Source organism: Mycobacterium sp. OAE908, assembly GCF_017872775.1.
GTDB lineage: Bacteria > Actinomycetota > Actinomycetes > Mycobacteriales > Mycobacteriaceae > Mycobacterium.
In genome coordinates this window covers 3,231,158-3,242,466 of sequence record NZ_JAGGJL010000001.1, presented here as the reverse complement: position 1 = coordinate 3,242,466, position 11,309 = coordinate 3,231,158, and the positions used below count along the sequence as shown (strand labels likewise).

Sequence of the window (11,309 nt, the reverse complement as noted above, 5' to 3'; positions counted from 1 at the left end):
CGCAGCAGTGATCGTGGTTGACGTGGTCGCCGTGGCCGCGCGCTCGGCGACGACCTTGACAGCTGCAACCGACGTCGTCGGTGACGAAGGCGCCGACGCAGCAGCGACAGCAGCGGTGTGTTTCGAGTTCGATTCGGGCACAACGGGCTTCGATGCCGGCTGCTCCGACTCAGGCGCAGGCGTTGGGGACACCGGCAGCTCTGGTTGAACCTCAGGGCTGGTCGACGCAGGAGGGGTCGATGCTGCCGGTTCGGTGGTGCTGGTGTGCGCTCCACCACTGCTACTGACGGTGACACCCGACCCAACCTGAGTACTGGACGACGTTGCACCGGAGGTCGATGTGCCGCCGGCCGCAGGCGGGCCGGTAGCTGCCGAAGTCGGTCCGGAGCCGGTTGAGGTCGAGCCGCTATCTGTCGACGTCGCAGTGGAGGTTCCGCTGCTCGGCGTGGCCGCCGACGAGCTGGAATCCGCGTTGGTCGCCGAACTGTCTTGCGACGTCGACGCTGCGCTCGAAGTGTCGGCCGTAGCCACAGCCGGCGAGGCAACCAACATCACCCCGATCCCCAAGGCCGCGGCCAGGGCCCCAACTCGACCTACATGGCGGCCGTAGGAGCTCACGTGCGAAATCGGTGCGCACATACTCATCCCCAAGTACCTCGAAGTGAACGTTCGACGCAGCGATTCACTTGCCGACCGTAAAGTGCTTACTTGCTGACCGTAAAGCTGGTGCTTGTCGAGTGTCAAGCCCCTAATGGCCGTTTGTATGGCGATAACTTGCCGATCGTCTGGGGCGTGGTTCACTTACTCCACAGGAGGTGAGCAGTGACATCCGCCAAGATCGACGGTGCCGACAACACGATCGACACCCGGCAGCGGCTGCTGGACGTCGCGGTGGCGCTGATCAGCCAGCACGGCTTCGCCGGCACGTCGCTGCAGATGATCGCTGACGAACTCGGGTTCACGAAGGCAGCCATCTACTACCACTTCCGAACCCGCGATCAGCTGCTCATCGCGCTGATGGAGCCACTCCTACAACAGATCCGGCTGGTCGTTGAGACGGCGGAGGGTCAGCAGACGCCGCGGACTCGGATGGATGCCATGGTGCAGGGCTTCGCGGGTGTCGTCGCCAAGAACCGGTCGCTCGCCGCGGTCATGGTCTTTGATCCAAGCGTTCATCAGGTACTGCAGTCACAACCGGAATGGGGCGACCTGATCACACGTCAGCTGACACTGCTGATGCAACTTGACTCAGGGCCCACGGGAGTCATCAAGGCCACAGCAGTTTTCACTGGGCTTGCCGGCGCGGCCACCGGCGCACCAGACGACATAGACGAGCGGTCACTTGTCGAGGAACTTGCCGGCCTCGGTCGACGCATGCTCGGTCTGCGCCAACCAGCCCGCCGCAGCGACGGTGACTCACGAGCGCCGAAGCGGATCGAACACGCTGGGGGCCGCTGGAAGGACTTCTTGGCCGACGCGTGACTGGCTCAGCTCACGGTCCCGCGAGTCCGCGGAAGCGGACGTAGCGGTCGTGTACTGCGTTGGTCCACAACGGATCTGGTTCGAGGACGCGATCCGCCGACGCCCACCGGGCCGCGTCGGTAACCGAGGTCTCCAAGCTTGCCGCGACCCTGCCGATGAAGGCTGCGCCCAACGCCGCGCCCTCAGGCACGGCGGAGACCTCGACAGGTAGGCCGGTGGCGTCGGCCAACGCCTGCATCCACGGTTGGACCCGCGTGCCGCCCCCCGTGGCCACGATCCTCGTGGCGGGTGCTCCACTCAACTCGATGAGTTGGCGCACAACGAAACCCGACGCTTCATAGCCCGCGCGGCGCACCGCAGCCCCGCCGTGCGTGAGGTTCAAACCGTCGAGCACCGCACGGCGATCCGGGTCGTGATACGGTACGCGCTCGCCGCGCACATACGGCGACCACACCGGCACGCGTCCCGGGTCGACCACCGAATTATCCTCGGCCACAAGACTATCCACCCAGCTGAGGAACAGGCCGCCCGCATTGCTCGGCCCGCCGATCTGAAACTTGCCCCCCGTCGAGTGCGGCACGGTCCACAGCCCCGGCACTTCGCGGTATTCGGGAATGGTGATCCACACGATCAGGGTGGTGCCGCAGAGCACAACGACATCGCCATCCCGATCAGCACCGGCGACCAGCTGCTCACACAGTGCGTCGACCGAACCCGCCGCCAGCACAACGTCACTACCGCGCAGATGCCCGATGGCGGTGCCCGTCGGCGCGACGATCGGCATGCGGTCGGCCGTCGCGCCGCACTTCGCGCACCGTTCCTCGTCCCAACGGGTGCCGTCGAACAAGGGATAGGCCGTGCTCGCGGTGGCGTTGTCGATGACTGCCTCACCGGCCAACGCATGGTTCGCGACCGCACTTGCCGGCCAGTACCCCAACGCATTGGGTGCCTTTTGCGCCGTCCAGCGCAAGAACTCGATGGTCTCGCCGGAGAACATCGACGCGTCACCGAACGCCGCTCCCCTGCCCCTGGTGTCGCCATAGAGCAGACCGGATGTCACCGGCCGACCGACGTCATCGACGGCGGTCAGCGACGGCACCATCGCCGTCACGGCCACCGCGGCGGCATCGGGTCTGGCCAACTGCTCGACTGCGGCCAACGGCCCGCGCCGCCACGCCTCATCGGCATCGTGCTCGAGACAGTCGGGAGCGGGCACCCGGAGTTGATGAGGAATCCGTGTCCTGGCGACCACCCGGCCGTCCTCATCGGCGGCCACGGCTTTGACGGCGGTGGTGCCGATGTCGATGCCGATTGTGACCGCTTTTGCTGACACCCGGGCCACCGTACGCCAGCATGATCATTCGTGACGCGACTTCGGGCCCTCGTGACAGCTCCTTTGCGCGGGCCCGGTTTCGAGAAGCTGCGCGAGCTGGCTGACGTCGTCTACGACCCCTGGATCGACCAGACACCGCTGCGGATCTACTCCGCCGAACAACTAGCCGAGCGGGCGTCGGCCGAGCACGCGGATGTGCTTGTGGTCGAGAGCGATTCGGTCAGCGGGCCAGTGTTCGACCTGCCCCTGCGGGTCGTCGCCTCGACCCGCGGCGACCCGAACAACGTCGATGTCTCAGCCGCCACGAAGGCCGGTGTCCCGGTGCTCTACACCCCGGGCCGCAATGCCGACGCCGTTGCCGAGATGACGATCGCGCTGCTGTTCGGCGTCACCCGTCACCTCCTCACCGCCGACGCAGATGTCAGGGCGGGCCAGGCGTTTCGCGACGGCACAATCCCCTACCAGCGGTTCCGGGCGTGGGAGGTGGCGGGGCAGACCGCGGGTTTGGTCGGGCTCGGCGCGGTGGCGCGGGCCCTGAAGTGGCGGCTGGAAGGGCTCGGGGCCAATGTCATCGCGTACGACCCCTACAACGACGACGCCAGCCACAGCCTCGACGACCTGCTCGCCGAATCGGACATCGTGTCGCTGCACGCGCCGGTGACCGACGAGACCGCCGGCATGATCGGAGCGGCACAGTTCGGGGCGATGCGCGACGGCGTCGTCTTCCTCAACAGCGCGAGGGCCCAGCTGCACGACACCGACGCCCTTGTCGACGCGCTGCGCAGTGGCAAGGTCGCCGCCGCGGGGCTCGACCACTTCGTCGGTGAGTGGCTGCCGACGGATCACCCACTAGTGGGCATGGCCAACGTGGTCCTGACACCGCATATCGGTGGAGCTACGTGGAACACTGAGGCCCGGCAGGCTCAGGTCGTCGCCGACGGCGTCGAGTCGCTCCTGTCCGGACGCATGCCCGCGCACATCGTCAACCCGGAGGTGCTGGATCGATGAGGTTCGTCGACAACGCGGCAGACGCAGTGCTGGCCGCCGCCAAGGACATGCTGCGGCGCGGACTGGTCGAGGGCACCGCGGGCAACATCTCCGCGCGCAGGGAGGACGGCAACCTCGTCATCACGCCGTCGTCGGTCGACTACGCCGACATGGCGCTGGAAGACCTCGTCGTGGTCGACCCCGACGGTGCTGTCCTAGAGGCCAAGGAGGGCCGGGCACCGTCGTCGGAGATGAAGCTGCACCTGTCGTGCTACCAAGCCTTCGACGACATTGGCAGCGTGATCCACAGCCATCCGGTGTGGGCCACCATGTTCGCCGTCGCCCACCAACCCATCCCTGCGGCCGTCGATGAGTTCGCGGTGTACTGCGGCGGTGAGATTCGCTGCGCCGATTACGCGGCGTCGGGCACACCGGATGTCGGCGCCAACGCGGTGAAGGCGTTGGAGGGCCGCGCAGCGGCATTGATCGCCAACCATGGACTAGTCGCGGTGGGCCCCCGCCCCGACAAGGTGTTGCATGTGACGGCGCTGGTCGAGCGGACAGCCCAAATCGTTTGGGGCGCACGGGCTCTCGGCGGCCCCGTGCCGATTCCCGATGAGGTCAACCAGAACTTCGGCGCGGTGTACGGCTACCTGCGCCAAAACCCGATGTAGTCGCCTATCCCACGAGCGACCGTGTCTGCCCACGACACGCCGTCGAATTCCGTACAAAAGTGGTCGCTCGCGTAGGTGCTTAGGACGTGCGCACGCCGCGATAGAACGTCAACCGTCCGATGAAGCGCTGCGGTCGCGAAGCGACCACGCTCGCGTCGAACCCGACCGACCGCAACAACCGGGGGATCGCGTCGCCGAGGCTGCCGAGGATGTGCGGATTGCGGAGCATGCGGCGTGCCATGAATCCATCGCTCGCCGTCATCGGGCCGCCGATATCGACAATATGCACAATGCCGCCTGGCCGCAGGACGCGGTACATCTCCGCTGCCGCAGCAGCTTTCGTGTCGGTGTCCAGGTGATGCAGCATCATCGACGACAGCACCCGATCGAATTGACCCTCCTCAAATGGCAACTGCTGCGCGTAGGCGCGCTCGAAACGGACACCGGGCAGTCCGCTGAGTTTGCGCTGCGCCCGCGCGAGAGCGAGCGGGTCGGGATCGGTCGCCACCACGTCCGCGCTCGGTGCGGCCCGCTTGGCACGGAGGGTGACGTTGCCCGTTCCGCACCCGATCTCGAGGACCCGCAACCCGTCGGTGAGATCGGCCTGCGCGACAATCGCGTCGTAACCCTTGTTCATGCCCAGTGCCCGGGTCAGCAGGTCATAGCCGGGTAGGAATGCATCGCGACCGGCGGCGGGAATGTAGTCATGTTCGGTGGCCGTATGTGGACGATGTTCGGTCATATGACCCATAGTTGCCTGAAGTTACACATAGGTGTTGGGTGATCATCGGCAATAGTTGGACTATCTTTGGTCGTATGCCCTCGCCGTCTCGGGTGGTCCGTCATCGCAACGGAGTGCCTGTCTATCAATACCGGGCCGACTCCGACACGCCTCCTGTCTCGGTCATCCGAGCCGACGGCATCCTCGAGCACGAGGTGCACATCCACGATTTCCCGGTGCTCTGGTACTCGGATGCGGCTGGTGTGGTGTACGTGGTGGCACCGGGCGCGGCCGTCGACCCCAACCGGGTTCCGCACCGGGACAGCGGGCTAGGCGTCTTCTTCGATCCTGCCGCGCTCGACGGCGACGGACGATCGCCGTGGCCGTCGTGGCGTGCACACCCACTGCTGTTCCCGTTCGTCCACGGCCAGCCCAGCGGACTGCTTCAGCTGACGGTGCCCTCGGCGCGAAAACCGCTGTGGTCCGCCGCAATCGCGTCGATCGAGACCGAACTGGCCGCCCGCGACGAGGGCTACCGGCAGGCGGCACTGGCACATCTGACACTTCTGCTGATCGACGTCGCACGCCTGGCCAGTGACGTGGTAGGCGACCTCAGACGAAGCGGCGAACCCCTGCTGGCCGAGGTGTTCACGGTGATCGATCGACACCTCAGCGAGCCGCTGTCGCTACGCGACGTCGCGGCGGAACTGGGAGTGACGCCAGGACATCTGACTACCGTCGTGCGCCGACGTACCGGACGCACCGTACAGGAGTGGATCATCGAACGGCGCATGGCCGAAGCTCGCGGCCTGCTGTCTGAAACTGAATTATCGGTCGCGGAAATCGCTCGGCGCGTGGGCATCTCAGATCCTGGATATTTCAGCAGGCAGTTCCGCCGCACGCACGGCGCATCGCCACGGGAATGGCGCGATCGGTCCGCCTAGCGAAAATCGAAGGCTACCTTGACGGCGCCGCTTTCTCCCTGATTCGCGATTGCAAGGAATGCCTCTCGCCACTGCTCGAGCCGGAAGGTGTGAGTCAGCATGGGGCGCAGGTCAACTCGGCCGTCGAGAACCAGCTCGAGGTAGTGCGCAATGGCGTGCTTACGCCTGCCCTCGACTTCCTCGACGCCGAACGCGTTGGAGCCCACCCAGCTGATCTCCTTGAAGTACAGCGGGCTCCACTCCCACCGTCCCGGCGCGTGCACACCCATCTTCACCAGCGTTCCTCGCGCCTTGAGCACGCGCACGCCCACTTCGAACGTCTCCGGCTTGCCGACCGTGTCATAGACGACGTCGACCGCACCGGGATACGCCATCGGCAGGCCCTGCAACGGCTGGCGCAACCGTCCCCCGCCCCACGCCGCCACTTCTTCAACGACGGCCAGTCGGGGTTCGTGCGCCAACACGAGGTCTGCGCCCATCCGACGCGCCAATGCCGCCTGGGCCTCGAACCGCGCCACCACCGCGATCGCCACCTGCGGATACAGCGCCCGTAACACGGCGACCGCGCACAGCCCCAGAGAGCCCGCGCCGTACACGACGGCCCGGCCCGACGGCGGGGGCGGATGTCGCGTGATCGCATGCAGCGACACCGAGAACGGGTCTGCGAACACCGCGACTTCGTCGGGCACCGAATCCGGCACCGCGAACAACATGCTGTCGTGGGCCGGCATCAATTCGGCGTATCCCCCGGTTGCGTCGGCGGATACGCCCGTGTGGATGCCGGGCTTGATGTCGCCATCGGTGAAGCTCCAGCACAGGTTGTAGTCGCCGACTTCGCATGCCGCACAATGGGGTTCGATGCCGCGCGGGCCACACGACAGCCACGGGTTGAGCACGACGCGCTGTCCTGGCTCGAGTCCGCGCGCCGCTGGGCCCAGTGAGACCACATCGGCGACGACCTCGTGGCCCATCACTTGCGGAAAGGAGCAGAACGCCGCCAACGCGTTGTCCGCGTCACCCTCGCCGAAGTCGAGCAGGATCTGCTTGGAGTCCGAGCCGCAGATACCCGTCAGCCGCGGCCGGGTGATCACCCAATCATCGTGCAACAGAACAGGATCTGGCACGTCACGCAAACCGACCGGCGACTGCGCGAGAGCATCGGGCACCTCAACCGGTTCAGGCGGCACACCAAAGACCAACGCCCTCATGCCATGCCCGCCGCTCCGGCGATGTAGGTGTCGATATCGGCGTTCTTGAGGTCGACTACCGCCTTCATGTCAGGGGCGTAATGCTCGAACCCAGCGCTGCCGAGCGCGGCAATGATGCCGGCGGCGACCTCATCCGGGCTGAACTTGGGTCCGTCGTAGATCGGATCGTCGTTGTCGGGCTGGTCCCATATTTCGGTGTCGACAGGTCCGGGCTCGATCAGCTTTACCGCTACGCCTGAGCCGTACAGATCGACCGCAAGCGACTCGCTCCAGCCGCACAGCGCGAACTTGCTTGCACAGTAAGCAGATTCATGAATGATGCCAAGCCGGCCGCCGACACTTGACACATTCACGATCATCCCCGAACCGCGCTCGAGCATTCGTGGCAGCACCGCCAACGTCAACCGCATCGGGGCGAAGAAGTTCACCCGCATCACGGCTTCCACTTCGTCGGGCGTCAACGCAGAAACGGCCCGGCGCTTCGGCACCGCCGCATTGTTGACCAGGACGTCGAGCCCGCCAAGCGCCGCCCAAACCTGGCGCCCCAACTCACCGGCGTCATCGGCCACGTCGGCCACCCACATCTGCGAGTCGGGCGACGTCTCCCGGCAACCGGCGAGCACCTCGGCCAGTCGTCCCTCCCGACGCGCGATCAGCCCGACGATCGCCCCATCCGCGGCGAGTGCCCGGGCAAGCGCGGCGCCCACCCCGGATGACGCGCCGGTGATCAGCACCCGTTTTCCGTGCGCAGCGAACGCCATCCCTCCAGGCTGGCCTATTCGGTGACGGTTAGAAGCGGTATTCGCCGAGCCAGAGGGCGCTGACGCCGGTCAACGATTGTTCGGCTTGGCTCAACACGCCGGCCACCGAGCGGCCGACAAGCGCGCCGACCGCGTCCGGCAACGACGCGGCAGCGGGCTGCGATGACGCCTTGGGCCGCAGCATGTCCATCAGCGACGAACCGGGGTAACCGACCACGCGGACATCGGCGTCAGGTTCCAGTCCGGCCAGCACCTTCGCGCGGGTGATAGCCGCACGCAACCCGCCGAGTTCGTCGACCAGTCCCCGCTCCAACGCATCGGCACCGGTCCAGACCCGGCCGCGCGCGATCGCGTCGACCGCCTCGACGGTCATCTTGCGGCCCTTGGCCACCCGCTCGACGAAGTCGGTGTAGAACAGGTCGGCCTCTGCCTCGACGTGAGCGTGCTGCTCGTCGGTGAACGGCTGGTTCATCGACCACGCATCGGCGTTGGGGTTGGTGCGCACCGAATCCGATCCGACACCGAGGCGGTCCTTGAGCTCGCGCGCCACCAGCTTGCCGGTGACCACACCGATCGAACCGGTGATCGTTCCCGGATTCGCGACGATGGCGTCGGCCGACATCGACACGTAGTACCCGCCGGACGCCGCAACCGCACCCATGGATGCGACGACGGGTTTACCGCCGTCGCGCACCCGATTCACTTCGCGCCATACGGTTTCCGAGCCGGTGACCGAGCCGCCAGGGCTGTCCACCCGCAACACGATCGCCGACACCGAGTCGTCGGCGGCGGCCTCACGCAGGGCCGCCGCGATCGTGTCACCGCCTGCGTTCGAGCCGCCAAGCGGCAACAGCTGAGGTCCACCCCTGCCGCTGACGATCGGGCCGTGCAGCGTGACCACGGCGATCTTCGGCTTCGCCTTGCGTCCCGGCATCGGCGGCGTTGGTGGCATCGGCCGAGACGCGGAGGCGCGTGCGTACCGCGACAGAAACAGCCGCGGCGGTGCGTCGTCGGAGTCGGCATCCCCGGTCTCGGGCGAAATGCCCGGTGCGCCAACGAGTTCAGCGATACGCGCGTAGGCCTCGTCACGGAAGCCGATGCGGTCGACCAGCCGTCCGGTGACGGCGTCGTCGCGCAGCAGTGGCGCCTTGTCGGCGAGCGCGTCAACCTCTGCGGCGTCCAGATGACGTGACGCCGCGACGGCCTGCCACACCTGGGAGCGCAGGCTCTCGATCAATCGGCTGTCAGCCTCGCGATGCGCGTCGGTATATCGGTCTTGCGTGAAAAGGTTTGCCGCGGACTTGTATTCGCCACGTGCGATGAACTGAGCCTCGACGCCGGCCTTGTCGAGCGCGTCGCGCAGAAACAGCGCGTTGGTGGCGAAACCGATGAGGCCGACGGTCCCCGACGGCTGCATCCAGACCTCACGGAACGCCGAAGCCAGGTAGTACGACAGCGTGCCGGGATATGTCTCGGCCCACGCAAGCGACGGCTTGACATCGCTGAAGGCGGTGATCGCGTCGCGCAGTTCCTGCACCGGGCCGGCAGCCGCGGCGGGAATCTGCACGCGTGCAATGAGCCCGGCCACCCGTGGGTCTTCGGCGGCGCGGTGAATGGCTGCGACGGCTTCGCGCAACAGCAGCGGTTTGCCGCCACTGACGATCATCGCGAGCGGATCGAACCCACCGGTCTCGTGCGGCATCGCCTGGAGATCCAGTTCGAGCACGCACCCGCTCGGAACGCCGTGATGCCGAGCGGTGTCTACCCGCTGGGCCAGATTGCGGAGCTCGTCGGCGCCAGGGATGCCGGACAGGAAAGCAAACATGATTTGAGCGTACCGATGCGCGGGTGCTAGCCCGCCTGCGTCTGGATGTAGATGTCGACGCGCGCGATGCGCCCGTCGCCGTCGAGCCCGAAGACGAGCACTTCCGGGGTGACCATCGGCTTGCCGTCGACCTCGACGGTTTCCCTGAGCTCGACGAATGCCAGCGCATCGCTCGCATGGGTCACCCGCTCGAGTTTCATCTCATAGCCCTCGAGCCTCGGCATCAGGTCGGCAATGAAGGCGAGATACTCGTCACGTCCGGCATAGCGGTCCCCATAGGGCCCGACGCGAACGATGTCGGCGGCTATGCACTCGTCGACTACGTCCCAATGGTGCGACGCGATCGCGTTCAGATACCTCTCGACGATGTCGGGCACCCGCTTACGGTAGATGGATGGACTTTTCCATTTCGATCCCCCAGCGCGCAGCGGACGGTTTCGACGCCGAGGGCACGAGCAGTTATCTCGAGCGGGCAGAAGAGCTCGGGTTCGAAGGCGGCTGGACGCTGGAGCAAATCGTCGGTCCCGCACCATCTCTCGCGCCCCTGCAATTGCTCTCATGGGCCGCTGCGCACACCACCCGGTTGCGGCTGGGGGTGGCGGTGCTCATCACCTCTATGCACGACCCGCTTCAGCTGGCATCCGCGATCACCGCGGTGGACCAGCTCAGCCACGGCCGACTCGACGTCGGCGTCGGTCATGGCGGCAACTTCCGGCCGTTCTCGGCGTTCGGCGTCGAGAAGGCCACGTTCGTCAGGTATTTCACCGAGGGCCTGGAGTTGATGGAGGCCGCCTGGTCCGAGGGTCCGACGGTGACATTTCACGGCCGCTTCCGCGATGTCGAAGGTCTGCAGATTCAGCCGAAGCCCGTACAACGCCCGCACCCGCCCCTGTGGTTCGGCGGAAGTGCACCGAAGGCCGTTGCCCGCGCGGTGCGTCTGGGCGACGCCTTCATGGGCGCAGGCTCGTCGACCACGGCCAACTTCGCGGAAGCGGTGAAGGTCGTCCATCGCGAACTCGACGAACAAGGTAAGGACGCAACGCAATTCAGAATCGCCAAGCGCGTCTACCTGACCATTGACGACGACACTGCGCGCGCCCGTGAGCGGGTACTCGCCGGGTTGGACCGAATCTATGGCGACTTGCCGGGCATCGACTTCTCGGCGGTTCCGGTGTACGGCGGCGTCGCCGACGTGGTCCGCGGGCTTCGCGAGGTGATCGACGCCGGGGCCGAGATGATCCTGCTCAACCCGGTTGGTGCGACCGTCGCCGAGGACCGTGAGCAGATGGAACGGCTTGCTGCGGAAGTGATCCCGCAGCTCAGCTGACTCACAGCTGTTGCTGAAAATTAGCTGTTTTAAGTTTGTGATCTTGG

Annotated in this window: 12 protein-coding genes; 6 read left to right on the top strand and 6 right to left on the bottom strand. The window is 66.3% G+C overall.

Annotation, left to right across the window (positions count from 1 at the left end):
- Window positions 1-340 precede the first annotated feature (340 nt).
- Together J3E61_RS15895 and J3E61_RS15890 are read left to right on the top strand one after the other, a co-directional pair.
- Window positions 341-610, top strand: a complete 270-nt coding sequence (locus J3E61_RS15895) for a hypothetical protein (RefSeq protein ID WP_210084192.1) — start codon at window positions 341-343, stop codon at window positions 608-610.
- Window positions 611-858: 248 nt separating this feature from the next.
- Window positions 859-1,482: a TetR family transcriptional regulator gene (locus J3E61_RS15890; protein WP_192722470.1), complete on the top strand. Its 624-nt coding sequence runs from the start codon at window positions 859-861 to the stop codon at window positions 1,480-1,482.
- Between the two features lie 10 nt (window positions 1,483-1,492).
- Here J3E61_RS15890 and J3E61_RS15885 read toward each other — a convergent pair whose 3' ends face one another.
- On the bottom strand, window positions 1,493-2,824 hold the full coding sequence (locus J3E61_RS15885; RefSeq protein WP_210084191.1) for a xylulose kinase: 1,332 nt from the start codon (window positions 2,822-2,824) through the stop codon (window positions 1,493-1,495).
- A 21-nt stretch (window positions 2,825-2,845) separates the two neighbouring features.
- Here J3E61_RS15885 and J3E61_RS15880 point away from each other — a divergent pair, with 21 nt between their 5' ends.
- Window positions 2,846-3,823: a 3-phosphoglycerate dehydrogenase gene (locus J3E61_RS15880; protein ID WP_192722035.1), complete on the top strand. Its 978-nt coding sequence runs from the start codon at window positions 2,846-2,848 to the stop codon at window positions 3,821-3,823.
- Window positions 3,820-4,476, top strand: a complete 657-nt coding sequence (locus tag J3E61_RS15875; RefSeq protein ID WP_192722036.1) for an L-fuculose-phosphate aldolase — start codon at window positions 3,820-3,822, stop codon at window positions 4,474-4,476. The genes J3E61_RS15880 and J3E61_RS15875 overlap by 4 nt, the downstream gene beginning before the upstream one ends.
- A gap of 79 nt (window positions 4,477-4,555) precedes the next feature.
- Here J3E61_RS15875 and J3E61_RS15870 read toward each other — a convergent pair whose 3' ends face one another.
- Window positions 4,556-5,227 (bottom strand): class I SAM-dependent methyltransferase, encoded by a 672-nt coding sequence (locus tag J3E61_RS15870; protein WP_210084190.1) that lies wholly within the window; start codon window positions 5,225-5,227, stop codon window positions 4,556-4,558.
- 65 nt (window positions 5,228-5,292) lie between these two features.
- Here J3E61_RS15870 and J3E61_RS15865 point away from each other — a divergent pair, with 65 nt between their 5' ends.
- Window positions 5,293-6,141, top strand: a complete 849-nt coding sequence (locus J3E61_RS15865; protein WP_192722038.1) for a helix-turn-helix domain-containing protein — start codon at window positions 5,293-5,295, stop codon at window positions 6,139-6,141.
- Here the strand turns inward: J3E61_RS15865 and J3E61_RS15860 are convergent.
- Genes J3E61_RS15860 through J3E61_RS15845 form a run of 4 tightly spaced genes read right to left on the bottom strand, consistent with a single transcriptional unit; the run spans window position 6,138 to window position 10,312 of the window.
- Window positions 6,138-7,349 carry a zinc-binding dehydrogenase gene (locus tag J3E61_RS15860; protein ID WP_210084189.1) on the bottom strand — a complete coding sequence of 404 codons (1,212 nt, stop codon included), beginning with the start codon at window positions 7,347-7,349 and terminating at the stop codon, window positions 6,138-6,140. The genes J3E61_RS15865 and J3E61_RS15860 overlap by 4 nt on opposite strands.
- Window positions 7,346-8,110 (bottom strand): SDR family oxidoreductase, encoded by a 765-nt coding sequence (locus tag J3E61_RS15855; RefSeq protein WP_210084188.1) that lies wholly within the window; start codon window positions 8,108-8,110, stop codon window positions 7,346-7,348. Before J3E61_RS15855 ends, J3E61_RS15860 begins: the two co-directional genes overlap by 4 nt.
- Window positions 8,111-8,138: 28 nt before the next feature.
- Window positions 8,139-9,935: a signal peptide peptidase SppA gene (gene sppA, locus J3E61_RS15850; protein WP_210084187.1), complete on the bottom strand. Its 1,797-nt coding sequence runs from the start codon at window positions 9,933-9,935 to the stop codon at window positions 8,139-8,141.
- A gap of 26 nt (window positions 9,936-9,961) precedes the next feature.
- Window positions 9,962-10,312: a nuclear transport factor 2 family protein gene (locus tag J3E61_RS15845; RefSeq protein ID WP_210084186.1), complete on the bottom strand. Its 351-nt coding sequence runs from the start codon at window positions 10,310-10,312 to the stop codon at window positions 9,962-9,964.
- Between the two features lie 17 nt (window positions 10,313-10,329).
- Here J3E61_RS15845 and J3E61_RS15840 point away from each other — a divergent pair, with 17 nt between their 5' ends.
- Window positions 10,330-11,262 (top strand): LLM class flavin-dependent oxidoreductase, encoded by a 933-nt coding sequence (locus J3E61_RS15840; protein ID WP_210084185.1) that lies wholly within the window; start codon window positions 10,330-10,332, stop codon window positions 11,260-11,262.
- Window positions 11,263-11,309: the final 47 nt, after the last annotated feature.